Annotated in this window: 25 protein-coding genes and 1 pseudogene; 15 read left to right on the top strand and 11 right to left on the bottom strand. The window is 62.9% G+C overall.

What is annotated here, in order from left to right; translation table 11 throughout:
• Window positions 1–41: 41 nt before the first annotated feature.
• The 4 genes from QZ648_RS15760 to ylqF form a co-directional block, all read right to left on the bottom strand.
• Window positions 42–416: a hypothetical protein gene (locus QZ648_RS15760; protein ID WP_291997621.1), complete on the bottom strand. Its 375-nt coding sequence runs from the start codon at window positions 414–416 to the stop codon at window positions 42–44.
• A 216-nt stretch (window positions 417–632) separates the two neighbouring features.
• The gene (locus tag QZ648_RS15755; RefSeq protein ID WP_291997620.1) at window positions 633–1,277 is read right to left on the bottom strand and encodes a hypothetical protein; all 645 of its coding nucleotides are present in this window, start codon (window positions 1,275–1,277) and stop codon (window positions 633–635) included.
• Window positions 1,277–1,942, bottom strand: a complete 666-nt coding sequence (locus tag QZ648_RS15750) for an AAA family ATPase (protein ID WP_336511706.1) — start codon at window positions 1,940–1,942, stop codon at window positions 1,277–1,279. Before QZ648_RS15750 ends, QZ648_RS15755 begins: the two co-directional genes overlap by 1 nt.
• Window positions 1,943–2,289: 347 nt before the next feature.
• Window positions 2,290–3,246, bottom strand: a complete 957-nt coding sequence (gene ylqF, locus QZ648_RS15745; protein ID WP_169067468.1) for a ribosome biogenesis GTPase YlqF — start codon at window positions 3,244–3,246, stop codon at window positions 2,290–2,292.
• Between the two features lie 196 nt (window positions 3,247–3,442).
• Between ylqF and QZ648_RS15740 the strand changes: the two genes are divergently transcribed.
• From QZ648_RS15740 to galU, 3 genes are all read left to right on the top strand, one after another.
• A complete protein-coding gene (locus QZ648_RS15740) occupies window positions 3,443–4,264 on the top strand; it encodes an SAM-dependent methyltransferase (RefSeq protein ID WP_169067467.1) in 822 nt (273 codons plus the stop codon).
• Between the two features lie 88 nt (window positions 4,265–4,352).
• Entirely contained in the window at window positions 4,353–4,670 is a 318-nt protein-coding gene (locus QZ648_RS15735) for a hypothetical protein (RefSeq protein WP_169067466.1), read from the top strand.
• Window positions 4,671–4,703: 33 nt separating this feature from the next.
• A complete protein-coding gene (gene galU, locus QZ648_RS15730; protein ID WP_169067465.1) occupies window positions 4,704–5,606 on the top strand; it encodes a UTP--glucose-1-phosphate uridylyltransferase GalU in 903 nt (300 codons plus the stop codon).
• Here the strand turns inward: galU and QZ648_RS15725 are convergent.
• From QZ648_RS15725 to QZ648_RS15715, 3 genes are all read right to left on the bottom strand, one after another.
• Entirely contained in the window at window positions 5,603–6,307 is a 705-nt protein-coding gene (locus tag QZ648_RS15725) for an RES family NAD+ phosphorylase (protein ID WP_291997619.1), read from the bottom strand. The genes galU and QZ648_RS15725 overlap by 4 nt on opposite strands.
• A complete protein-coding gene (locus QZ648_RS15720) occupies window positions 6,307–6,744 on the bottom strand; it encodes an antitoxin Xre/MbcA/ParS toxin-binding domain-containing protein (protein WP_169067464.1) in 438 nt (145 codons plus the stop codon). Before QZ648_RS15720 ends, QZ648_RS15725 begins: the two co-directional genes overlap by 1 nt.
• Before the next feature lie 83 nt (window positions 6,745–6,827).
• Window positions 6,828–7,310, bottom strand: coding sequence for an ecotin family protein (locus tag QZ648_RS15715; protein WP_169067463.1), 483 nt, complete (start codon window positions 7,308–7,310; stop codon window positions 6,828–6,830).
• A 120-nt stretch (window positions 7,311–7,430) separates the two neighbouring features.
• Between QZ648_RS15715 and QZ648_RS15710 the strand changes: the two genes are divergently transcribed.
• On the top strand, window positions 7,431–8,627 hold the full coding sequence (locus QZ648_RS15710; RefSeq protein ID WP_169067462.1) for a hypothetical protein: 1,197 nt from the start codon (window positions 7,431–7,433) through the stop codon (window positions 8,625–8,627).
• Window positions 8,628–8,690: 63 nt separating this feature from the next.
• On the opposite strand, the gene phoR is transcribed toward QZ648_RS15710, so the two are convergent.
• The 3 genes from phoR to phoU all read right to left on the bottom strand — a co-directional run bounded on the left by phoR (window position 8,691) and on the right by phoU (window position 11,544).
• Window positions 8,691–10,001: a phosphate regulon sensor histidine kinase PhoR gene (gene phoR / locus QZ648_RS15705; protein WP_169067461.1), complete on the bottom strand. Its 1,311-nt coding sequence runs from the start codon at window positions 9,999–10,001 to the stop codon at window positions 8,691–8,693.
• A 104-nt stretch (window positions 10,002–10,105) separates the two neighbouring features.
• Complete coding sequence (gene phoB, locus QZ648_RS15700) at window positions 10,106–10,840, bottom strand: phosphate regulon transcriptional regulator PhoB (protein ID WP_291997618.1); 735 nt, start codon at window positions 10,838–10,840, stop codon at window positions 10,106–10,108.
• 5 nt (window positions 10,841–10,845) lie between these two features.
• Window positions 10,846–11,544: a phosphate signaling complex protein PhoU gene (gene phoU, locus QZ648_RS15695; RefSeq protein ID WP_291997617.1), complete on the bottom strand. Its 699-nt coding sequence runs from the start codon at window positions 11,542–11,544 to the stop codon at window positions 10,846–10,848.
• A gap of 360 nt (window positions 11,545–11,904) precedes the next feature.
• Here phoU and QZ648_RS15690 point away from each other — a divergent pair, with 360 nt between their 5' ends.
• The 6 genes from QZ648_RS15690 to QZ648_RS15665 are packed head-to-tail and all read left to right on the top strand — an operon-like array spanning window position 11,905 to window position 17,650.
• Entirely contained in the window at window positions 11,905–14,709 is a 2,805-nt protein-coding gene (locus QZ648_RS15690; RefSeq protein ID WP_291997616.1) for a monovalent cation/H+ antiporter subunit A, read from the top strand.
• A complete protein-coding gene (locus QZ648_RS15685; RefSeq protein ID WP_169067460.1) occupies window positions 14,709–15,035 on the top strand; it encodes a Na+/H+ antiporter subunit C in 327 nt (108 codons plus the stop codon). The genes QZ648_RS15690 and QZ648_RS15685 overlap by 1 nt, the downstream gene beginning before the upstream one ends.
• The gene (locus tag QZ648_RS15680) at window positions 15,032–16,549 is read left to right on the top strand and encodes a monovalent cation/H+ antiporter subunit D (protein ID WP_169067459.1); all 1,518 of its coding nucleotides are present in this window, start codon (window positions 15,032–15,034) and stop codon (window positions 16,547–16,549) included. The genes QZ648_RS15685 and QZ648_RS15680 overlap by 4 nt, the downstream gene beginning before the upstream one ends.
• Window positions 16,546–17,037, top strand: coding sequence for a Na+/H+ antiporter subunit E (locus QZ648_RS15675; RefSeq protein ID WP_169067458.1), 492 nt, complete (start codon window positions 16,546–16,548; stop codon window positions 17,035–17,037). The genes QZ648_RS15680 and QZ648_RS15675 overlap by 4 nt, the downstream gene beginning before the upstream one ends.
• A complete protein-coding gene (locus QZ648_RS15670) occupies window positions 17,031–17,300 on the top strand; it encodes a K+/H+ antiporter subunit F (RefSeq protein ID WP_169067457.1) in 270 nt (89 codons plus the stop codon). Before QZ648_RS15675 ends, QZ648_RS15670 begins: the two co-directional genes overlap by 7 nt.
• The gene (locus tag QZ648_RS15665; RefSeq protein ID WP_169067456.1) at window positions 17,297–17,650 is read left to right on the top strand and encodes a Na+/H+ antiporter subunit G; all 354 of its coding nucleotides are present in this window, start codon (window positions 17,297–17,299) and stop codon (window positions 17,648–17,650) included. The genes QZ648_RS15670 and QZ648_RS15665 overlap by 4 nt, the downstream gene beginning before the upstream one ends.
• A gap of 51 nt (window positions 17,651–17,701) precedes the next feature.
• Here the strand turns inward: QZ648_RS15665 and nhaR are convergent, their stop codons facing one another.
• Window positions 17,702–18,613, bottom strand: a complete 912-nt coding sequence (gene nhaR / locus QZ648_RS15660) for a transcriptional activator NhaR (RefSeq protein WP_169067455.1) — start codon at window positions 18,611–18,613, stop codon at window positions 17,702–17,704.
• A gap of 117 nt (window positions 18,614–18,730) precedes the next feature.
• On the opposite strand from nhaR, the gene QZ648_RS15655 reads away from it, so the two are divergent.
• From QZ648_RS15655 to QZ648_RS15635, 5 genes and pseudogenes are all read left to right on the top strand, one after another.
• Window positions 18,731–19,087 carry an HPF/RaiA family ribosome-associated protein gene (locus QZ648_RS15655; protein ID WP_169067454.1) on the top strand — a complete coding sequence of 119 codons (357 nt, stop codon included), beginning with the start codon at window positions 18,731–18,733 and terminating at the stop codon, window positions 19,085–19,087.
• A gap of 121 nt (window positions 19,088–19,208) precedes the next feature.
• A complete protein-coding gene (locus QZ648_RS15650) occupies window positions 19,209–21,101 on the top strand; it encodes a DUF4914 family protein (protein ID WP_169067453.1) in 1,893 nt (630 codons plus the stop codon).
• A gap of 354 nt (window positions 21,102–21,455) precedes the next feature.
• Window positions 21,456–22,031 carry a YqaA family protein gene (locus QZ648_RS15645; RefSeq protein WP_169067452.1) on the top strand — a complete coding sequence of 192 codons (576 nt, stop codon included), beginning with the start codon at window positions 21,456–21,458 and terminating at the stop codon, window positions 22,029–22,031.
• A gap of 33 nt (window positions 22,032–22,064) precedes the next feature.
• Window positions 22,065–22,949, top strand: a complete 885-nt coding sequence (gene htpX / locus QZ648_RS15640) for a protease HtpX (protein ID WP_291997615.1) — start codon at window positions 22,065–22,067, stop codon at window positions 22,947–22,949.
• A 150-nt stretch (window positions 22,950–23,099) separates the two neighbouring features.
• Window positions 23,100–24,485, top strand: a pseudogene (locus QZ648_RS15635) (HAD-IC family P-type ATPase); the annotation flags it as partial.
• Between the last annotated feature and the right edge of the window lie 43 nt (window positions 24,486–24,528).

The following is a 24,528-nucleotide window of genomic DNA, read 5'->3' as shown; positions in this document are numbered from 1 at the left end:
ACCTGCAGCGCTGCAACGACCGCGTTTTACCCGCCGACCGTTCAGGACATCAGCTTGCCCGGCAGCGCGTCCTGCAAACACTGGGCCAGACGGTCCAGATCCTGATACCCCTCGAGGCGGATGCCCCGACGATTCTTGAGCAGCAACTGGATGTGCCGCAGTTTCCCGCGGCTGCGGAACAAACGCAACGCAGAAACCTGCTCGAACTCCAGCTCCGACCAGTTCCCGGCACTCAGAAAGCGCAACTTGCCAGGTGCCAACTCAATACAGTGATCGTCGACAGTACGCAAATAACGCAACAAAAACAATAAATTGCCAAGATTTGCCGCACCGAAAATCCAGACCACCGACCACCACAGAAAGCTGCTATAGCGTTGTGGATCCTGTTCGTGCCCGACGGTGATGGCGATGACCATCGCCCCGCTGAACAGCAAGCCCCAGCCAACGTTGAGCCAACGCCGACGCTTTTCCTCTTTCCCGACTACGAAACGTTCCATCATCGTCCTGCCACTCATTCATGAAACCTACCCGCCTGGCCACCACGCAGCCACTCCGCCGCCCAGGCGCAGACAACAGCACGCACAAAAAAGGCGGTGAGCCTCACCGCCTTTTTCAAGACCCACGCCTGACTGTCAGCGCTTCTTTTTCTTCTTGTCTTTCTTCTTGGCTTTTTTCGCCGTCTTGGCATCCACAGCGATGGCCAGCGAGCCGAGCAAGGCCTGCATTTGCTCCAACTTCTGCTCCGCGAAGACCTGCACGCCAGCGCGCAGAATATCAGACTTGGTCGCCGCCCAACCGGCAACCCTGGACAGCTCATCGCGCAAGGCGTCGATCGCTGCTTCCTCACTCTTCAACAACTTCACCGAGTAGCTGACCAGCTTGTCGCCTTTCTGCTTGGCCACTTTTTCGAGCATCTCGACCGTTCCCACGGGCTTGGCAGCCCTTGCCTTTGGCTCAGCACCCGTCGCGGCGCCTTTCCTGCCGCCAGCTGGCTGCGCCTCTGGCGCCGCGGCAGGCTCGACCGCCGACGCCTGCACTGGCGTTTTTCTGGCGGTGACAGGGCGCTTCACAGCAGGCGGCCGCGCCGGAGCGCTGGGAGTGGCCGAAGCAGTGGCCGCGGCGCTGGTGGGCAGATCGAGATCGGTAGTGTCGGCCTGATTCGTGGCGCCGGTGGGAGCGTCGGTGCCCACCAGGCGATCGGCCAGCGAATCGTCTTCCTTCTTCAGGCTGGCCCGCAAAGCAGTCTTGTTGCTGCTCGGACGTGAGGATGTCGTCATTAGTTTTCTTCCAATTGTTTAAGAACGGCGGTGATTAGCTTGCGGACTTCGCCCTGGGCGGCGTCAGCACCCGATCCCAGCTGAAAAACAGAGGCACCGATCACCGCACTTTGCGCATAGGCGTTGCGCTGGCAAAGCATGGCATCGAGGATCGGCAAGGAAAATTCGTGCAACAATTCAAGCACATCGGTCGCCAGTGCGGTGTTCTGCACACGGTTCGGAACAATGCACCCGTGCAGGCGATGGCTGTGCTCCATGCGTGTCAGGATCAGTCGCTCGACGGCCAGCGTCGACCATAGATCAGTCGGGCTGGGCACGGCCGGAATGACGGCCAGATGAGCCACCGCCAATGCCGCCAGGGTCGAGGGATGGTAGATCGATGGCGGCGTATCGAGGACCACGTAATCGGCCTCCCGCTGCAACTCGCCGACGTGCTTGATCAACTCGAGCCCGGACATCTTGCGGACATCGAGTTGCAGATCCGAGTCCAGCAATGGCGCGGACTCCGCCCAGCGAAACGCGCTTTCCTGAGGGTCGAGGTCAACCAGCAAGACCGAAGCGCCAAGGGCATGAAAGCCGCCACCCATCTGCATGGCAACCGTCGTTTTCCCGGCACCGCCTTTCTGCGAAACAACGGCGATTACCCGGCCTAGTGACATGGACATAAAACCTGCCTTATGAACAGCATGCTGAGAGAAATGGGCATTGCCCGGTAATTATGCCATCAATGACTGCACAAACAAGGCCAAAAGCACCCGTAAGGAGCGACGCAACGCGTGATTTCCTGCCGGCATCGTCCATACCGGAGGCAGTCAGCCGCGGCGCGCTTTTCGGAGGGGAGACCAGCTCCCTGTGGCCGCCTGGCGGAATCGCCGTTCGCCAGATGCCGGGCCACCTGCAAGCCCGGCGCGTCGCCTTGTGGCCCCGAGCACGCCGTTCCGGTGCTTCTCGAGCGCTTCCTCGCTGTACCGGCGCATGAACGGAAACTCCAGTGCTCAGCACGCCGACCAAGCTAGTCGTCGGACTGCGTCTCCGGCACGCTTTCCTGGGGTTGCCATCCCGACTCATCCCCCGCCGCCTGCGGAGAAGCCTCCTGCGTCGCTGCGCCGGCCAGCATCAGTCGACGCGTTGCCGGCGTCTCCAGACTGATCCGTCCCAGCAGGCCGTCGCGATAGTCCTGCAGCAGCACTTTCGCTGCTTTATCGAGATCGGCGTCGCCGCCGCGCAGACGCAGGCCGCGCCGCATGGCAATCCGCTCGATGACGTCCACCGCATCGAGTTTCGCGAGCTCCGCGCCCGGCAAGCCGTAGCGGCTCGCCAGCAGGGCCGGATAGCGCGCCAGCAACAGGCCGGCAAGAAAGCCGGCCACTTCTTCATCAATCATCGCATTGCGGCCGATGGCATTGCTGGCGGCGAGCATCAGACCGTCGCTCGGATGGTCGATCCTGGCCCACATCAGCCCCGGCATATCGGTGATCGTGTGACGAACGTCGAGCTGTGAGGTCTGCTGCTGGCGGGTCACCGCCGGTTCGTCGCCGACCTTGGCAATTTTGCGCTTGAACAGGACATTCATCAGCGTCGACTTGCCAACATTGGGAACGCCCATGATCAGCATGCGTAGCGGCTTGACGTTGTCGTTGCGGTGCGGCGCCAGCGTCTGGCACAGCATCGGCAGGCGCGTCGCGTCGCCAGGCTTGCGGCAAGACAGCGCGACCGCGCGCACACCCTGCTGCCGATTGTAGTGATCGATCCACGCCCGCGTCGCGGCGGGGTCAGCCAGATCAGCCTTGTTGAGGACCTTCAGGCACGGGCGCTGACGCTGCAGGCGAAGTTCGCGGACCAGCGGATTGGTACTCGCCTCAGGCATGCGTGCGTCAAGCAACTCGATGACCACGTCGATCGACGCCATCGTCTCGGCCGCTTTTTTGCGTGCCGAGTTCATGTGTCCGGGAAACCACTGGATGGTCATGAAAATCCAAAGACTGAGTGAAGAAGCGGCCATTATCCCACCGCTTGGCCACTATTGCCGCGCTTCGAGTACCCTTCTACCCCCTTCTGGCACCCTGCTTGCTGCAGCTGTCGCCCGCCGCCACTTCCGCCACATCCACAGCCGTGTCGAAGGCGCTAGAATGCACGTCTCTCGTCAATCAAGCCTCAGGACAAACGTGCCGCCGATCCCCGAAATCAGGCCCGGGCAGTCGATCGAACTGCTCAAGGAACTGCACCTCCTGACCCGCGACGGCAAGCTCAACCAGGACAGCCGGCGCAAACTCAAGCAGGTCCACCACCTGTTCCACTTCATCGAGCCACTGCTTTCCGAACTCGTCGCCACCGACAGCCGCCTGACCCTGGCCGATCATGGCGCCGGCAAATCCTATCTCGGCTTCATCCTCTACGATCTATTTTTCAAGGCCAGGGACGACGGTCACATCTACGGCGTCGAAGCGCGTCCGGAACTGGTTGATCGCTCACGCCAGCTGGCTCGACGACTCGGCTTCACGCGCATGTCCTTCCTCAACCTGTGCGTCGAGAATGCTATCGACTCGCCGGCCTTGCCCGAACGAGTCGACATCGTCACCGCGCTGCACGCCTGCGACACCGCCACCGACGATGCCATTCGCTTCGCGTTCGAGAAGCAGGCGCAGTTCATCGTTCTCGTCCCCTGCTGTCAGGCGGAAATCGCCGCGCAGCTGCGCAGCAAGAAGAACGAGTCCTTCACCAAGACAGCGCTGTCGGAGATCTGGCGCCATCCGATCCACACCCGCGAATTCGGTAGCCAGCTGACCAACGCCCTGCGTTGCCTGCAACTCGAAGCGCGTGGCTATCAGCTAACGGTGACCGAACTCGTCGGCTGGGAACACTCACTGAAGAACGAGTTGATCATCGCCAGGCATACCGGCCAGGCGCGCGGCAACGCCGCCACGCGACTCGAACAGATCCTGCACGAACTGAACCTCGACGAGCTGCGCGAGCGCTTCATTTATTGACCACTAATTGGCCACTCGCGGGAATGTCAAGACCGCTGCCACCTCGACGAATCGTAAGAATATTCAGCATAGTCAGCAAGGAACTTGCATGGAAAAATGGATCACCCGCGCCGTCGCAGCCCTCGTCGCCTGCGGCAGCCTCGCCTTGTTCTGGACATTTGGCGTCTTTCTTGCCGTGCCCTGGCACGAGAGCCGCATGTGGTCGCTGAACAGCATCGAATGGCAGGTGCTCGGCATTCCCCTGCTCGTTGGGCTGGCCGTCACCTGGGGGGCGCTGCACATCCTGGCAATCGCCGACCACGAGGATCGTCCACGGCTCTACTTCGCGATCTGCGCGCTGCTGATGATCGTTTCGGCACTGGCCGTTCTCGGCGGCATGGCGTGGAGCACCGAGCGCATTGCCTGAACAGGCCGCCACCCATTCAAACTGGAAACCATGATGAATATCAAAAACCACGACTTACGTGTTCAAAAAGCAGTCTTCCCGGTCGCCGGCCTTGGCACACGCTTCCTGCCAGCCACCAAGGCCAGTCCCAAGGAAATGCTGGCCGTCGTTGACAAGCCGCTGATCCAGTACGCGGTGGAAGAGGCCTACGCGGCCGGAATTCGCGAGATGATCTTCGTCACCGGCCGCAACAAACGGGCCATCGAAGACCACTTCGACACCGCCTACGAGCTGGAAGCAGAACTTGCCAGCGGCGGCAAGGACGAGCTGATGGCGCTGGTGCACTCGATCAAGCCCGACGACATGGACTGCGTCTACGTGCGCCAACCACGCGCGCTGGGTCTCGGCCATGCAGTGCTCTGCGCCGAGCGTCTGGTGCGCGGCGAACCCTTTGCCGTCCTGCTCGCCGACGACCTGATGATTGGCGACCCACCGATCATGCAACAAATGATCGAACTGTTCGCCGAGCACCAGTGCAGCATCCTGGCCGTTCAGGAGGTGCCGAGAAACCAGACGCAGCGCTACGGAATCGTCAAGGGCCAGCCACAGGGGCCCGATCTGGTCGGAATCAGCGGCCTGGTAGAAAAGCCGCAACCGAACGTCGCCCCTTCCAATCTGGCGGTAGCCGGCCGCTACGTCCTGACCCCGGCGATTTTTGACCTGATTCGCCAACAGCCACGCGGCGCCGGTGGCGAAATCCAGCTCACCGATGGCATCGCCGCGCTGCTCAGCACCGAACAGGTACTCGCCTATCGCTACCACGGCACACGTTACGACTGCGGCAGCAAGTTGGGCCTGATGCAAGCCAGCGTCGTACTCGGCGAAACACACCCCGAACTCGGCGCCGACTTCTCGGCGTGGCTGCAGAGCCGACACGCGGCAGCAAAAGAGCGCTAGGCGCCAGCGGAAATCGGCTCGACGACGGGCTGCGGCGAGCCACTCCAGGTCAATCGGTAGGCGGCTCCACGGCGTAGATTACCGACCAGCGCTGGCCGGAAGCACGCCAGGTTGCTTCCCCCTGCGCGCCGGACGCTCGGATAGACGATGCCCAGCGAACCGGCGTCGAGCAGCTGCGCTGCCAATTGCTGAGAAACCAGGTAACTGCTCGGGTCGAGACAGGCGACAAATGTCCCGCCATGACCCGCATCGCGCAGTTCATGGAACTGGCCGCTGAAATCCGCCAGCAGCGCCTGATAGCAAACGCTATCGTAGAAACGGTCGATTTCCTGATACTCGACCGTCTTGTGGAAGATGATTTCGGCCATCGCCGTTGCCAACTCGAAAGCGCAATACCAGGCGCCGCGATCACCGTCATTGAAGCGGCTGCCTTCGGGACGCGGATAGGCGAACGCGGCGTTGATGATCCGGAAGTTCGGCACGCCGAAAACCAGCTCATCAACACCTATTCCCGGCATACCACCCTGCTCGGCGAGCAAGCGCTCATTGGTGGCGTTGTCCAGATCGAAGAGATCGCGCAGATGGTCGGTATTTTCTGCAAGGGTGCTCAGCACCGAGTCCTCCCGGTCGGCGAAGCGGGACGGAATCAGCCGCACGGTGTCGAGCTGGCGCACAAGGACGACTGCCGGCGTGGGCAGCATCAGACTCCACCACGACGCGCTTCGAGCAGTTTGCGGACGGTCTGCATGGCCAACAGGCCACCGCCAAGCATATAAGCCAGAGGCGTGCGGCCGGCAAAGATCCGGTTTCGGTTGGGCAGACTCAGCCATTCGTCGGCAAGCAGATCGCCGTAAAGAATGTGCAAGGCCTTGTAGATGCCGATCAGGTAGGAAATACGGGTGATGCGGTCGACTTCGAGCAAGCGCGCCGGGTTCTTTTTCCACTCGTAGAAAGCACTGCTCGATAGACCACCGAGCAACTCACGGGCATCGTCGTCACGCAGCTTCCAGGCTTCGGCCAACCTGAAGAAGCCCTGCAGAGCCGACTTCGACAAACGCTGCCGTTCCGAGCGGAGGTTCAGATCGACGAGAATCGCCGGCTCGAAGCGGCTGGCGGGATAAGCATAGGCAAGACTCATCGTAACTCTCCTTTTCAGGGAAGTTTACACTCCGGAAAAGGAATTACAAGCCGCTTGGACGATCACTTGTGCACTGCAGCTGCTCAGCCCCTGTCGATTGCCGCCGACTCGGGGCTGGCTCGCCATAGTCGATAGCGGACTTCGACGCCTTCGGGCGCGTAAACCACGATCGGCAAGCGACTGTTGTAACGGATGAGATAGGGTTCGCCACCGAGGCCGATAAAGCGCCGGACTTTCGGCGCGTCCGCATTGATCGCCATCAAAGTGCCTGCCAGCGGCCCAAGCTGGCTGACGATGTAGCGCGGGAATCCCCAGCCGCTGATCGTTTCCGTGGAAATCCGACCGCTGAAGAAATAGCGATTCCCCGCGTCGACCTCGGCCATTTTGCCGACGACCAGTTCGACCTTCAAGTCGGCTTCCTCTGCCTGTTCCTGCTGCGGGAGCTGCAGGACATGGCGAGCCATTCCCTGCTCAGCCGCGGGAAACGCTTTCAGGTTGTCCACAGCCTGAACATTGGGCACAACGAAAAACAGGCACAGCACGGCCAGTAAACGAAGCGTGTTCACATTCTCTCCTCGGAGTAAACCTTAGGTGACAGCCGGACGGCCACTGCTTCCCCGTCCGCGGGAATCCCGGCGCCGGGGCAAGCTTGTTGGCCGACTATAATTGCAGCAGCGACGAGCGCTGTGAAAGCCCCCCGTCCCGCAGCGCGCAAAAGGGTGATCAAGGACAAGGTGCACACTTCATACTACAGGACCCGGCTCCTGGCGACCCATGCCCTGGTCGTCGCACTGCTGCTGTCCCTGGCCGGATGTGCGGCTCCCGAACGTTCGCCTGAACGAGATTCTACCGTCCACGTATCTGCAACGACCTGGCAGCAGGTCGATCAGGACATTGCCAGCGCGTCGCTGGCCGCACAAGAAGCAGCTGAAAACTACGCGCACGGACTCATGGACGGATGGATGCGCCGAGTGCGCGAACTCGGCGAGGAAGATTTCATCCCCTGGTATACGGGCTATTGGACCCAGCAATGGCTGTCGATCAAAGTGGCCTGGTACAAGATGGGGGATGGGGAGGGGAACGAAGCGGGGGACGATCCGGCCGTACGACGCCTGGCCACCTATCTGCAGGAAGAGTACCAGGAGCGCGTCCTCGAACCAGCGGCGGAGGAAGTGGACCCCAACGCGGTCAGCGAACAAGCGACGAGCCTGTATGTCAAGCTGCTGGCCGAACAATTGCAGGGTATCCGGCGACGCCACGACGTACCGACGGCCCAATTCGAGCACCGGCTGCAGGCCATTCCGGCGATTGCTGCCGCGACACCTGGCGCGCAGAACGCTTCGCTCTATGGCCTGGTTTACAGCGACCCCATTGCCGCCCTGCCGGCCTATGCAAGCTTGCTGGAGCACCTGCGCGAGCGGCGTGCCGGCTTCGGTGCCGGGCCGTCGGACGCGCGGCTGTCGCCAATCGCCGAACGCACCGCAGAAAGTCTCATGGACCAGTTGGCGATCAAAAGCGGCGCCAGCGCTGCCGCGGCCGCCCTTGGTGGCGTCGCCGGAATCGTCGTCTCGCTGGGAGCAGCCGGTTTCGGTGCCATCGCGCACGCTCAGGAAAAGCCGGCGCTGGAAGCGCAGCTACGCGAGACCCTGGATGTGGCGCAGGAGGAAATGTGGCGGCAACTGGTGGAGGATCCGGCGAGCGGTGTGCTGGCCGGCATTTACCACATTGCTGAGCAGATCGAGCGCGGTCTCGCCAGCACGGGAGGCGAACTCAAGCCATTCGGAGCGGAGATGCTGGCGCCCGAAATTCCCGGCAACAAGCCTATCGACGACGATCACTACCCGGTGCAACCATTGCCCGCCGATTTCCCAGGCGGCGGCTAGTCCCGAAATCCAGGCACACCGATGCGCCGCGCGCATGGGAAGGACATCCTTTCGCGCCGGAGCTCACGTCCGCGGTGGCAAACGCCAGTCCGGAAAGAGCGCACTAAAGGTGCTGCCTGCGCCGACTTCCGACTCGATGCTCAAGCTCGCCTGATGACGCAAGAGAATGTGCTTGACGATCGCCAGGCCGAGACCGGTACCGCCGGTGTCACGCGAACGGCCGCGGTCGACGCGGTAAAAGCGCTCCGTCAGGCGTGGCAAATGTTCAGCGGCGACACCGACACCGGAATCGCGAACCGAAAAAACGCCTGCCCCGTCGCGCACCGCCCACTCGATGACAATCTCGCCGCCTGCTGGCGTGTAGCGGATGGCATTCGACACCAGATTGCCAAAGGCGCTGTGTAGCTCCTTGCGATTACCACGCAAGGCCGGCCCCTGGCAAATCACCTCGAGGCGATGCCGGCCGTCGCTGAGACTTTCCCCTTCGGCGCGCAGTTGCAGTAGCAGCTCAGCCATATCGACCGCCTCTTCACTCGCTGGCGCGTCCTCTGCTTCCAGCCGCGACAGCGTCAGCAGGTCATCGACGAGAGTCAACATACGCGCCGTCTGCTCACTCATCCGCCGCGCGAATTGCCTGCGCTGCTCGGCGTCCAGCGCCCCATCGTCGGTAAAATACTCCAGAAAGCCACTGACCACGGTCAGGGGCGTGCGCAGTTCGTGAGAGACATTGGCAACAAAGGTGCTGCGCATCGATTCGACGCGCCGGGCATCGGTCACGTCCAGGCTGACCAGCAGCTTGTTGGCGTCACCGAGTGGAACAACCCGGATGGTGTAGATGCGCGTTCGCACCGCCGGCGTCTGCAGAGCGAAGGGGCTATGCACATCGGGACTGGCCAGGTACTCGGCGAAACCTGGCGTGCGGACCAGATGCTCGATGATCACGCCGCTGTCGCGCGGCAGGCGGATTCCCAGATGCGCGCCCGCGGCGCGATTACTCCACTGGATACGATGGTCGGCGTCGAGAATCACCAACCCATCGGGGACGGCGTCCATTGCTCCCCTGAACGATAGCAATCTCGCCTCGACTTCCTCGCGGCCGCGCGTTTCCTCAGCCAGTTTGTCCGCAAGCTGGCGCAGGATTTCTCCCCAGGCACCGCCGGCCTTGGGGATTCGACGGCTCTCCGGAGCGTCGAGCCATGCGGCCAGCGCCGCCAACTGCCGGGCGTGCACGAAAACGAGCAGCGTACAAGCGAGTGCAGCCACGGCCCAGACCCAGGCCGGCCCATCACTCAACCAGGCCAGCAGAGCGAAGCAGCCAACCGGCAGGAGGCCGCGCAGCAGAAGCTTCGCAGACCACACAGCAGAGCGGCTCACGCGGCCAGAAGCTTAATGTGAAAGTCGCGCAAGCGACTCACGAATCTCGCTTCTCGCGACGGAGGAAGAAAGACCGGGTAGAGGGGAGACGATCATCGCTTTCATCACCGGGGGGGACTCGGATGGTCATGATCCTTGGCTCCGGGCCGGGCACCCAGCTTGTAGCCGGCGCCACGCACGGTTTCGACCATATGTTCGGCGGCTACGCCTAGAGCGACGCGCAGGCGCCGGATGTGAATATCGACCGTGCGGTCTTCGATGTAGACATGATCCCCCCAGACGTTGTCGAGCAGTTGCTGACGCGAATAGACACGCCCGGGGCTGGCCATCAGAAAGCGCAGCAAGCGGAACTCCGTCGGCGTCAGGGTAATCCGCTGTCCCTCGACGCTGGCTTCGTGACTGACCGTATCGAGCGTGATCGGTCCAGCGCTGAGTGTACCCTTGCCATGCTCTGGCGAGCAACGCCGCAGCACTGCCTGTATCCGCGCCAGGAGTTCTTTCGGGCTGAAGGGTTTGACGACATAGTCGTCAGCGCCGCCTTCGAGCCCGGCAATGCGGTCCCCCTCTTCGCCGCGAGCGGTCAGCAGGATGATGGGCAGGCTGCGTGTGCGTGGCTCCTTGCGCAGCTTACTGGTCAGCGCCAGACCGGACTGGCCGGGCAGCATCCAGTCGATCAGGGCAATATCCGGCAGCGTCTCGCGCAGGAGGGTTTCGGCGTGCTCGGCGCTGTCGGCGCAAATCGGCTGGTAAGCGCCGCGCAGCAGTGCGAAGCGCAGCAGTTCCTGAATACCCTTGTCGTCCTCGACGACGAGAACGCGCGCCAGGGTGCTGGTCTCCAAGGTCGTCACGCCTCGTCCGTTTTCATGCGCGCAGCGCCGGTGTGCCGAACATCCTCGCCGCTGACGATGTAGATGACATTCTCGGCGATGTTCGACGCATGATCACCGACACGTTCGATGGCCTTCACGACCCAGATGATGTCCAGCGCTTCGCTGATCGTTCGCGGATCTTCCATCATGAAGGTAATCAATTGCCGCAGGATGGCGTCGAAGGCGGCGTCGATCGCCTTGTCAGCGCCGATGGCCTGGCGGGCCGTATCGATATCCATGCGCGCCAGCGAGTCGAGCGCACTCTGCAACATCTCGATGGCCAGCCGTGCGCAATGCTGGATTTCGGACAAGCGTGGGATGCGCTGGATAGCAACCGCGTGCAGCTTGCGCGACTTGTTGGCAATCTTCGCCGCCTTGTCGCCGATGCGCTCAAGGTCGGTGACGATACGCGAAACGGCCATCACCAGGCGAAGATCGCGCGCGGTCGGCTGCCGTCGGGCAATCAGCAGAGTGCAGTCCTCGTCAATGCCGACCTCGTAGGCGTCCACTTCGCGGTCACGTTCGACGACCTGCTGCATGGCCTCGAGATCACCACTGCTGAAGGCGTCGATCGCCGTCTGCAGCTGACTTTCGACCAGCCCCCCCATCTTCAGGATGCGAGTCCGAATATGTTCCAGTTCAAGATCGAATTGCTTGCTGAGATGATCGCTCATTGGTTTGCACTCTTGTTTACGTTGACAAGGAGAGCTGGCAGGCTACGCGGCCAATGTTTCGGCGCGATGACGCCGCCCGCCCAGACCCGCTTTGCCTTCCTGCCTTCCTGGTTTGGCAAAGTCGGCCGCCAACTTTGCGGACGGTTATAATCCGGGAAAAGGATCTTCGCAATGCCGGACCTCCGCAGTATCGGTCGCTGTCTGGCGAAACGGCGGAGAGCTGAGCCCCGCCGCAAGCTGCGACGCTGGCGGACGACAAAGCCCCAAGATGAAACAAGCGCACGACTGCCGTTTCTGTAATAGTCGCACCTTCGGCACCTCTTAGTCACCCCCGGACAATTGACTCCTGGATCGACCTTTGTGAATTCGAACCTGCTGCTCCTGGCAATTCCCGGTACGGCCTTCGCCGCGTTCCTGCTGCCGCTGCTGCTGCAGCGCTTCGGGCGCGTTGCCGCAACCCTGGCCGCAGCGGCGGTGATCGGCAGCTGTCTGGCGCTGGTGCTGCAGTTGGCGCCCGCCGTTTTCGCCGGCGAAACGCAACTCGCGCGCTTGTCCTGGCTACCGGCCTACGGCCTGAACATCAGCCTGCGCATGGATGGTCTCGGGCTGCTGTTCAGCGTGCTGATCTGCGGCATCGGCTTGCTGGTCGTGCTCTACGCCTTCTACTATCTGCCGGGAAGCGACCGCATGGGCCGCTTCTATTCGATTCTGCTGCTGTTCATGGCGGCGATGCTCGGCGTCGTGCTATCCGAAAACCTGCTCCTGCTGCTGGTTTTCTGGGAAATCACCAGCCTCTCGTCGTTCCTGCTGGTCGCCTATAACCACGACAAGTATGAATCGCGAATCGGTGCCCGCATGGCCCTGGCAGTCACTGGCGGCGGCGGACTGGCATTGCTCGCCGGCATCCTCCTGCTCGGTCATATCGCCGGCAGCTACGAGCTTTCGGTGATTCTGGCAGCCGGCGACCAGATTCGAGCGCACACCCTTTACGCACCGACGCTGATCCTGGTCCTGCTCGGCGCGTTTACCAAATCGGCACAATTCCCCTTCCACTTCTGGCTACCGAACGCGATGTCGGCGCCGACGCCGGTATCGGCCTACCTGCATTCGGCGACCATGGTCAAGGCCGGCGTCTTCCTGCTCGCCCGCCTGCACCCGGCGCTCGGCGGCACCGACGCCTGGTTCTGGCTGGTCAGCGGCACCGGCGCGGTGACCCTGGTTTACTCCGCGGCAACGGCTCTTTTTCGACACGACATCAAAGGCCTGCTCGCCTACTCGACGATCAGCCATCTGGGCCTGATCACCCTGCTCTTCGGCCTTGATACGCCGCTGTCGATCGTCGCCGGCGTCTTTCACATCATCAACCACGCCATCTTCAAGGCCTCGCTGTTCATGGCCGCCGGGGTCATCGACCACGAATGCGGCACGCGCGACATGCGCCGGGTCAATGGCATGTTCAAACGCATGCCGATCACGGCCAGCCTGGCGATCATCGCCGCCAGTTCGATGGCCGGCGTACCGCTGCTGAACGGCTTCCTGAGCAAGGAGATGTTCTTTGCCGAAACCGTCGCGCACCCGCAATTCGAAGCCATCGACTGGCTCCTGCCGCTGGTCGCCACGATCGCCGGCATGCTCGCCGTCGCCTACTCCCTGCGCTTTGTTCACGACGTGTTCTTCAACGGCGAGCCGATCGACCTGCCGCGCCAGCCGCACGAGCCGCCGCGCTGGATGCGCGCGCCGATAGAGCTACTGGTCCTGCTTTGTCTGCTGGTCGGCATCTTCCCGGCATGGACCGTTGCGCCGCTGCTCGAAGTCGCCGCGGCAGCCGCGCTGCAAACCCCCCTCCCGGCATTCAAACTGGCGCTGTGGCACGGATTCAATCGACCCTTGATGATGAGCCTGCTGGCCCTGGCGGGTGGCATTTTCATCTACGCCCTGCGCGGTCCGCTCTTCGCCTGGCAGGCACAACTGCCCCCCCTGCGACCGCGCACGGCCTTCGAGCGCGCCTACCGATTGCTCGCTGCCGCTGCCCGACGTGTCGTGGCGGTGCTCGACAATGCCTCGCTGCAGCGCTATAACGCGCTGCTGTTCAGCTTTATCCTGGTGCTCGGCGGCTGGGCCTTCTTCTCGGGTCCAGCGGCGACGGTCCGGCTAGCCGTTCAGCCGGCCGGCGAAGCCGCCTACATTGCCCTGTTCACGCTCGTGCTGGGCAGCGTAGGCGGCACGCTCCTGTATCGGAAACGCTTGCTGGCGGTAATTCTGGTCGGCGTCGTCGGTCTGATCGTGGCGCTGATCTTCGTGCGCCTGTCGGCACCCGACCTGGCGCTAACCCAACTGGCCGTGGAAACCGGGACCATCATCCTGATGCTGCTGGTGCTCTATTATCTTCCCGCACGCGAAGCGCCGCGAAGCAGCGCCAGTCGCCTGGGACGCGACCTGCTCCTGGCCATCTTCGCCGGCGGCGGCATGATGCTGATCACCCTGAAGATGCTCGCCGCGCCCTTCGCAACGATCTCCGGTTTCTATCTTCGCGAAGCGGTTCCCGGCGGCGGCGGCAGCAACGTCGTCAATGTCATCCTGGTAGATTTCCGCGGTTTCGACACCCTTGGCGAAATCACCGTCCTGGCCATGGTCGCCCTGGCTTCGCACGCATTGCTCGACCGACTGATCCTGACCGCGCCTGGCCATGATAGCGATGGTCGCCCGTGGTCGAGCGAGGCCCACCCGCTATTCCTCTCGATGCTCATGCGCCCCTTGCTGCCCTTGACGCTGACCGTTTCCGTGTACATCTTTCTGCGCGGTCACAATCTGCCCGGAGGGGGCTTCGTCGCCGGCCTGATCACCAGCGTCGCGCTGGTCATGCAATACCTGGCCAATGGCAACCTCTTCGCGCAGCAGCGCCTGCCACGAAATTCGGCCGGCTTGCTGTCGCTAGGACTGCTGCTGGCGGTCGGCGTAGGGATGGCGAGCTGGCTCTTCGGTCGACCTTTCCTGACCACCGCGCACGGCCATGTCTCGCTGCCGCTGATCGGCGAGTTCGAACTGGCTTCGGCAATGATCTTCGATCTCGGGGTATTCGTGGTGGTGGTCACCGTCGTGGTGACCGTTCTCTCCGGACTTGGCCGGCTTTCCAAACGCGCGCACAATCAGGGAGTGGTCAGCTGATGGAAGTCCTGCTGTCGATTGCCATCGGGGTGCTGACGGCCTGTGGCGTTTTCCTGATCCTGCGCTCGCGCACTTTCCCGGTCCTGCTCGGCCTGACTCTCCTCTCCTACGCCGTGAACCTCTTTCTCTTCGCCAGCGGCCGCCTGCGCATTGATGCACCGCCGCTGATTCGTGCCGGTGCCAGCTATGCCGATCCCCTGCCGCAGGCACTGGTGCTGACGGCCATCGTCATCGGTTTCGGGATGACCGCTTATCTGGCGATCCTTGCCTTGCGCGCCTTGTCCGAATCGGGCACCGACCACGTCGACGCCCATAGGGAACCATGAACGCCAACGCGCCGATCCTGCCGCTTCTGATTCCCCTGGCTGCCGCCCTGCTGCAGATGGCTTCCGGTCGCGCCTCGTTCCAGCGCGCCGTTGGCTTGCTGGCCACCGCTCTGCTGGTCCTGGTTACCGGCTGGCTGACACTGCTCGCCGACGATGGCCTGCTGCGAGTCTACGCGCTGGGAGACTGGCCGGCGCCTTTCGGCATCGTGCTGGTCGTCGATCGGCTGGCTGCGGCAATGACCCTGCTTACCGCCGTCCTCGGCTTCCTGGTGCTGCTTTATGCCAGCGCCGGCTTTGACGAGGAGGGGATTCATTTCCACCCCCTGTTCCAGTTTCAACTGCTCGGCCTGCTCGGCGCCTTCCTTACCGGCGACCTGTTCAATCTCTTCGTCTTCTTCGAAATCATGCTGCTCGCCTCCTACGTACTGCTGGCGCACGGCGGCGGGCTGACGCGAACGCGCGCCGGCATCAGCTACGTGGTGCTCAACCTGGTCGGCTCGGCGCTTTTCCTGATCGCGTTGGGATTGATCTACGGTACCCTGGGCACTCTCAACCTGGCCGATGTGGCACGCGTTCTGACGCTGCCCGGCTACGATCGCGCACTCGCCAGGCTGGCGTTCGCCCTGCTGATTACGGTCTTCGCGCTGAAAGCCGGGCTGTTGCCGCTATCGTTTTGGCTACCACATACCTACAGCGCCGCCGGCGCACCAGTGGCCGCGCTCTTTGCGATCATGACCAAGGTCGGCATCGTCGCCATCCTGCGCGTACAGGTGATCGCCCTGGAACCGGCGATGCCCGACCTGCTCGACAACTGGCTGACCATCCTGGCCCTGGCCACCGTCGCCTTCGCCGCCCTCGGTGCGCTGGCGGCAAGCCGCCTGCACGCACTCGTCGCCTGGCTGGTCCTGCTGTCGGCCGGCACCCTGCTGGTGACTCCCGCGCAGGCCAACAGCGAAGTCACCGCCGCAGCGCTCTACTACCTGCTGCAATCGACCCTTGCCGGCGCTGCTTTCTTCCTGCTTGCCGGCCTGATCGCCGAGCAGCGCGGCAAGGCCGCCGACCAGTTCATGGCCGGCCCGCCACTGCCTGCCACCTGGCTGAAAATTGCCTTCCTGCTCGCCGCGACCACGGCCGCTTCCCTGCCACCGTTCTCGGGCTTCGTCGGCAAGCTGATGCTGTTGACGAGCACCCGGGAAGTCGCAGCCGGACCGGCGATCTGGGTGGTAGTGCTGATCTCGGGTTTCATCGTCATGGCCGCACTGGCACGTGACGGCTGCGCTTTGATCTGGAAGCACAAGGCGGCGGGAACACCCATGCCAGGCCAGCCCGTCGGCTGGCAACGGGCGACGGCGACGGTGTTGCTGATCGCCGCCGGCCCGCTGCTGGCGATCGGCGCACGCCCCCTGTCCGACTACGCCACGCGCACGGCCGCACAATTGCATGCACCAGGCGCCTATGTGACGGGCGTTCTCGGAGCAGGCGCGATGAGCACCGGCGACGAGGCACGACCATGATGCGCGCCGTCCTGCCACTGCCGCGCGTGTCGCTAATGGTCTTTGTGCTGTGGGCGGTGATCACCAACGCCGCTTCGCTCGGTCAGCTCGTCCTCGGCGCCGTGCTGGCGATCGCCATCCCCTTGCTGAGCCGCGATTTCTGGCCAGCCCCCCCGCCCCTCGTCCGTCCCTGGCGAGCACTGCGTTTCATGGGCGTCTTCGCACTCGACATCGTCACTGCCAACTGGCGCGTTGCACGCCAGATCATCGGCCCCTTGCACCGTTTGTCACCGGCGTTCGTCGAAATTCCACTCGATCTGCGCGACCCGTTCATCGCCACCCTGCTTGGCAGCGTCGTATCCCTGACCCCGGGAACGGTGTCCATCCACGTCGACCAGCAGCGCTGGGTGCTTCTCGTGCACGCCCTCGATGCGCCCGATCCGCAGGCCCTGATAGACGAGATCAAGGAGCGCTACGAACAGGCATTGAAGGAGATTTTTGCATGCTGAATGCCGCCATCGAAATCGCTTTCGTCCTGATTGCCGTGGCCCTGGCGCTGAACATTTATCGCCTGCTCGTCGGACCCGATACGACTGATCGCATCCTGGCTCTCGACACCCTCGGCATCAACACCATAGCGCTCCTCGTGCTCTACGGCATCAGCAAAAACAGTACCGCCTACTTCGAGGTGGCACTGCTGCTCGCGCTGCTTGGCTTTGTTGGCACCGTCGCGCTGTGCAAATATCTCTTGCGCGGAGACATCAGCGAATGAGCACCGCCACCGAATTCATCATCTCGGCACTGATCGTTCTCGGCGCGCTCTTCGTCCTCCTCGGCTCCGTAGGTCTCGCCCGACTGCCCGATTTTTTCATGCGTCTGCACGGCCCGACCAAGGCCACGACCATGGGCGTCGGCGCAACCCTACTCGCATCGGCGATATTCTTTTCGGTACAGGACAGCGAAGGCATCAGCCTGCACGAATTGGCGCCCCTGTTCTTTCTGTTCATCACCGCGCCGGTTACGGCCTACCTGCTGGCCAAAGCGGCGCTGCACCGCAGATCGAGCGGACGCAATTCCGAGCAGCCAGCACCGACAAGCGAGCAGCGGCCGGGACAGCACTGAAAGAAATCCCCGCCCGCGTAGCGAGCGATCACGGATCCTGCGCCACCCTGTTCACCGGGCAGGGAGCGGCGAAGTAAACACTCCGCTGTGCGCATTCTCGCTGACCGCCTGCGCAGCGGGATGAGTCAGCCGCCGCTCGGCTGAAATGAGGAAGAATTGCTCACGAACCTCCTCCGTTTCGCCTAGTTTGACGAGCTTGTAGTGCGCCATCACGTCGGGCACGCTGGCGGTCGGTGTGACAAACATCCCGGCACCGGCTTCGCCGAAAACCTTCATCAAGGCGCTGTCGTCGAATTCGCCGACGATGCGCACGCGCTTCCCCTGCCGTTCCAGCCAGCGCGGCAGGGTACGGTGCAGTGCGCTATCGCGCCCGGGCAACAGCAGGGGCGCGCCATCCAGGCAATTCGGGAAGCCGCCCGTCAGTCGCGCCGCCAACGCCGGCGCGGCCATGAAAGCGACCCCCGATTCACCGAGCGGATGGCTGTAGCCCTTGATCACCGTGCCCGCTGGCATGGGGCGGTCGGCCAGCACCATGTCGAGACGGTGGATCGCCAGATCCGCCAGCAGGCGCTCTAGCCGGTCCTCCTGACAGACCAGACGCACCGCCGTGGGAAGTCCCAGCACCGGCGCCAACAGGCGATAGGCGATGAATTTCGGCACCACGTCGGCGATGCCGACGCGGAAGGTGATGAAACGCTCCTCGGCGCCATTCTTCAGCAAGTCTTCCAGTTCGGCCCCGGTCTGGAAGATTTCCTCGGCATAGGAGAACGCCAACCTTCCCGCCTTGGTCAGTTCCAATCGGCGCCCAACGCGTCGGAACAGCGCCACGCCGAGCCGTTCCTCGAACTGCGCGACCTGCCCGGAGAGCGTCTGCGGCGTCAGATGCAGGCGCTCCGCGGCGCGGGTGACGCCGCCCGAGCTGGCGATACTGGCGAAGTAATGCAAGTGCTTGTAGTTCAGCATAGCGCCCTCCAATCGTTCGATTTATTCGATCATATCGCATATTTATGCCTGTTTGTATCGAACAATCAACGCGCGAATAATACGCCTGTTGTCGTCCAATCGCGCCCGAGGAATGCCATGAACCTGAAGATCCAAGCTCCGGACTTCCCGCTGACCGACGGGCTGCGCCAGCACATCAGCTCGCGCCTCGCACACGCTCTCAATAATGGCCGGGACGTCGTCACGCACATCGTGGTGCGCCTTTCCGATGTCAATGGCCTGCGCGGGGACGAAGACAAGTGTTGCCGCATCGAAGTACGCCTCAAGGGCGCTCCGACCCTGACCGTCGAGGATATCCAGGGCGACCTCGACGTTGCCATCGACCGCGCCGCCGAACGCATCGGCCGGGCGCTTGATCGCCACCTGGCGCGGCAACGCGATTTCCCCATGATGGCATGTGCGCGACAACAAGCGCCCCCCGAAGAATCGCCATGAGTTGTCCTGTCACAGCAATCAGTAGCCGCGATTTCCGCGGCGATCGTCGTGCGGCGAACACCGCACAAGGCCCCACCAGGCCATTGCATTTATTGGATTGTTTTTGCTGGAGTAGATTTCTATGAGCAAAGTTAAACTGAGCTTCCAGATCCCCTTGTCGGTGCAGGAAATTCTCGACGCATGTCCGAAATACACCCTGGCCAGTACGTGGCAACAGTTGTACGAGCTGGCAACCTGTGACGCCGTGAATGGCATCCATGAGGTGGCTTACGAAGTGCCTGGCCGCGGTCGGGTGCTGGAAGCAAATGTGTGCCGGGTCAAGAACGGCATCGCCGCCAATTACGTCGAGCCCTACATGCGCCGCCGGGATCCGGATTGCATGGTCATCGCCGACGACCTGCCCACCGACAAACCCCGCTTCGAGGATCAGTACGGCGAGTCCTTCGAGCCTCTGCGCGCCGAAACCTTCGCCTGGCTGAAAACCCAGGAGCTGGCAGTGTTTCCCTTCATAGCAGGGGTTCCCGGAATGGGCATGGATGCCCTGGTGGTGGCGCCAGCCAACGCCGGTTTCTTCGCGCTCGGGCTGGCCTTGCTACAGGGGATCCTCGACGAAAAAACCCTGTCGCCGGACTTCGACCCGAAGGCCGTGATCTTCGTTGCGCCACCGTTTCGCCATACCCATTTCAAAGGCAAACAGATGGTGGTGCACAACCGCCGTCCTGGCCGGCACGAATTGTTCAGCTACAACCTTTATCCCGGCCCGAGTGCCAAGAAAGGCATCTACGGCGTCCTGCTCGCCCTGGGCGAACGCGAGCACTGGCTGACGGCACACTGCGCCACCGTGCAGGTCATCACACCCTATGCAAACAAGCTGTGCATCATGCACGAAGGAGCCAGTGGTGGCGGCAAGAGCGAAATACTCGAGCAGGTCCATCGCCAGAAGGACGGGGCTCTGCTGCTCGGTACCAATGTGCTGTCGGGCGAACGCCGCACCCTGGTGCTGCCGCACAACTGCGAGTTGCGTGCGGTGACCGACGACATGGCCTTGTGCCACCCCTCGCTGGGCAAGAACGACGGGCGTCTGGCCTTGATCGATGCCGAACAGGGCTGGTTCGTTCGCGTCAATCACATTACCCACTACGGGACCGACCCCAACCTCGAGAAGATGACCATCCATCCAACCGAGCCGCTGTTGTTTCTCAACATCGATGCCCACCCTGGCGGCACCGCACTGATCTGGGAGCACATCGAGGACGAGCCCGGCAAACCGTGCCCCAACCCGCGCGTCGTCGTCCCGCGCAAGGCGGTGCCCGGCGTCTATCAGGGCGCCGTGAGTGTGGACATCCGCAGCTTCGGCGTGCGTTGCCCACCGAACACGGCCGACCAGCCGACCTACGGTATCGTCGGTCTCTTCCATCTGCTGCCGCCCGCGCTGGCCTGGCTGTGGCGGCTGGTGGCGCCGCGTGGACATGCCAATCCAAGCATCGTGGCGACCGAAGGCATGACCTCGGAAGGCGTCGGTTCCTACTGGCCGTTTGCTACCGGGCGCATGGTCGATCAGGCCAACCTGCTGCTCGATCAGATCGTCGCCACGCCGCGCATGAAGTACATCCTGTGCCCGAACCAGCACGTCGGCGCGTGGGAGACCGGCTTCATGCCGCAATGGATCGCCCGCGAATATCTCGCTCGCCGAGGTGGCGCACGTTTCTCGTCACAGCAGGTCACTCCCTCGCGCTGTCCATTGCTCGGCTTCGCGATGAAAAGCGTGGTCGTCGAGGGGCAGACGATTCCCGGGATTTTCCTGCGCGTCGAAAGCCAGCCGGAGGTCGGCAAGGCCGCCTATGACGTCGGCGCACTGCAGCTGACCGAGTTCTTCCAGAGCGAACTGAAGCAGTTCCTGGAAGCTGATCTCAACCCCCTGGGCCGCAAGATTATCGAATGTTGCCTGGCTGGTGGTTCGGTCGAGGAATACATGGCTCTGCTGCCGATTGCGGTGCTGGACGATGAAGACTAAAGCAGGAACCAGACTCCTGTAGCCGCGTGGAGTCACCCCTGACGACGGGGAAATGCTTGGCTTGCGGCCGAAAGCCCTGAGCCAGGCAGCCGCAAAGTTGCTGTTCGTCTCCCTCTTCAATCTGTTCGTGGAACCCAGCTTTCTGCACCTGCCGTGTTTCATGAACAGCCATCAGCAGCCGCGGTTTCTGCGGCGATCCTCGTGGTGAGAATACCCCACAGCAGCAACAAAGGACGGCAGAATGATGGACATCCCTATTTCGCTGATCGGCAGCCGCCACACGGTACAAAATGCGCTTGTCGTCGCGACGATGCTCGAACCCTGCCGAACTTTCCAATCCCACGAGATCCGCCAATGAAACTGTTTTCATCCCTCTATCGTCGGGCCATGATCTGGTCCCGGCATCCGCACGCACCCTGGTACCTGGGCGGCATGAGCTTTGCGGAGTCCTCGTTTTTCCCGATCCCGCCGGACGTGATGCTGGCGCCGATGTGCCTCGCACAACCGCAGCGGGCGTGGCGTCTCGCCCTCCTGACCACGCTGACCTCGGTGGCGGGAGGCCTCCTCGGCTATGGCATCGGCTACTTCGCCATCGACGCGCTACTGCCCTGGTTGCAGGAAAGCCGTTACTGGCAGGCCTATCAGACGGCAGTCGAGTGGTTCGAACGCTGGGGCTTCTGGGCGGTGTTCATCGCCGGCTTCTCGCCGATTCCCTACAAGGTGTTCACCATCGCCGCCGGCACCCTGTCGATGGCCCTGTTGCCTTTCACCATCGCTTCGCTGATCGGGCGCGGTGCGCGTTTCTTCCTCGTCGCCGCGCTGATGGCCTGGGGCGGCGCGCGCATGGAAGCGGTCCTGCACCGCTATATGGACCGCCTGGGTTGGGCAACCGTTGCACTGCTGGCGCTGTCCTTTCTGGTGTATCGCTGAAACGACCATGAGCACGAACCTCAAGGAGCACCCATGAAACGCATCTTCCTCTTCCTGGCCACCAACATGGCCATCGTGCTGGTGTTGTCGGTCAGCATGCGCCTCCTGGGCGTCGAGCCCTACCTCAACGCCAACGGCCTGAATCTCACCTCGCTGCTGATCTTTGCCGCAGTCATGGGTTTCGGCGGTTCCTTCATCTCGCTGGCCATCTCCAAGTGGTCGGCGAAGAGGGCGATGAGCGTGCAGGTGATCGAATCGCCGACCAACTCGACCGAATCCTGGCTGCTGGACACGGTGCGCAAGTACTCGGCCAAAGCCGGCATCAAGATGCCCGAGGTGGGCATTTTTGACACCCCCGAGGTCAACGCCTTCGCCACCGGCATGAGCAGAAACAGCTCCCTGGTCGCGGTTTCCAGCGGCCTCTTGCGGCAGATGTCGAAGCGCGAAGCGGAAGCCGTCATCGGTCACGAAATCGCCCACGTCGCCAACGGCGACATGGTGACGCTGGCGCTGATCCAGGGCGTGGTGAACACCTTCGTCATGTTCCTGTCGCGCGTCATCGGCCACCTGGTCGATCGCATCGTGTTCAAGACCGAGCGCGGCCAGGGGCCGGCTTTCTTCGTCACCATGATCGTCGCCGAACTGGTGCTCGGCGTTCTCGCCTCGATCATCGTCATGTGGTTCTCGCGCCAGCGCGAATTCCGCGCCGACCAGGGCGGCGCCACCCTCGCCGGGCGACAGCACATGATCGCCGCGCTGGAACGTCTGAACGCGCAGCATCCCGCACCCCTGCCGGAAAAAATGGCGGCCTTCGGTATCAGCGGTGGTGATGGCGGCGGCATCAAGCGCCTGTTCATGACCCACCCGCCGCTGACGGAACGTATCGCGGCGCTGCGCAACAGTGCGGGGCAGCGATGAAGCCACTCGCGAACAGCGTACTTCCTTCGTTTCAATCGTGCTTATGCCCCGGCTCGCGGAAGATGAATTCCCGCAGGAAACTCACCGGGTGAGTTGAGCTTGTAGTCCGAAGCATCCTGGCAATCCGGCGCATTTCGCTTGAGGTGATTCATGTCCAGTCCGCATACCGCACCCGAAAACGCTCCAGACTGGCACTCGCTGCCTGTCGCCGACGCCTTGCACCAGCTGTCGGTCGCTGCTGCCAGTGGTCTTGGCCAGCAAGATGCCAGCGAGCGACTCGAACGATATGGGCTCAACAGCCTACCGCCACCCAAGCGGCGCGGACCCTTTCTGCGCTTTGCGCTGCAGTTCCACAACCCCTTGATCTACGTGCTGCTGGTCGCCGGCAGCGTCACCTTCGCGCTCGGAGACTATATCGATGCCGGAGTGATCGTCGGCGTGGTGCTGATCAACGCCATTATCGGTTTCATTCAGGAAGGCAAGGCGGAAAAGGCGCTGGAAGCGGTGAGCGCGATGCTGGCCAGTCGTGCCACCGTCCTGCGCGACGGAGAGCGGCACGAAATTGAGGCGTCACTGCTGGTTCCCGGGGATATCGTCTTTCTCGAATCCGGCGCCCGCGTTCCGGCCGACCTGCGCCTGCTGCGGGTGAGGAGTTTGCGTATCAACGAAGCCGCCTTGACCGGTGAATCGCTACCTGCCGAGAAGCGCACGCAAGCCGTGGCCAGCGACGCCGCGATCGGTGATCGCCTGTGCCTGGCGTTTTCCGGAACGGTGGTCAGCTTTGGCCAGGGACAGGGCCTTGTCATCGGCACCGGACAGGCGACCGAGATCGGACGCATCGGGCTCCTCGTCGGGGCTACGCGTACCCTGGCGACGCCGCTCACCCGCCGGCTCGACCAGTTCGCCCGCCAGATCACCTTGTTCATCCTGGCGGTCGGACTGATCACTTTCCTGTACGGCCATCTGGTACACGAGATGCCCGTGCTGGAGATTTTTCTCGCCGTCGTCGGCCTGGCGGTGGCAGCGATCCCCGAAGGTCTGCCGGCGATCGTGACCATCGTCCTGGCCATCGGCACCCGCGTCATGGCCCGCCAGAACGCCATCGTCCGGCGCCTGCCGGCGGTCGAGACCCTCGGTTCGGTCACCGTCATCTGCTCGGACAAGACCGGCACGCTGACCAAGAACGAGATGACCGCGGTGTGCGTCATGCTACCCACGCATACCCTGGAAGTGAGCGGCGCCGGCTACGCGCCCGAAGGAGGTTTCCGCCGCGACGGCGCTACCGTCGACGCGCAGCGCGACGAGGCCCTGCAGGAACTGGCCCGCTGCGCCTTGCTGTGCAACGACGCCCATCTCAAGCACAGCGCCGGCAGCGGCTGGCAACTCGTCGGCGACCCCACCGAAGGCGCACTTCTGACACTGGCGCGCAAGGCCGGGCTCGACCCCGTGCAGTTCGCTACGGCCCACCCTCGGGTGGACGAGATCCCCTTCGAGTCGGAACACCGCTTCATGGCCACGCTGCACCACGACCACGCCGGACACACCACTGTGCTGCTCAAGGGCGCGCCAGAGCGGGTGC

The organism is Candidatus Accumulibacter sp. ACC012 (genome assembly GCF_907163155.1).
GTDB lineage: Bacteria > Pseudomonadota > Gammaproteobacteria > Burkholderiales > Rhodocyclaceae > Accumulibacter > Accumulibacter delftensis.
Note: the sequence above shows the minus strand (reverse complement) of the source record. Positions and strands in the feature narration are given on the sequence as shown.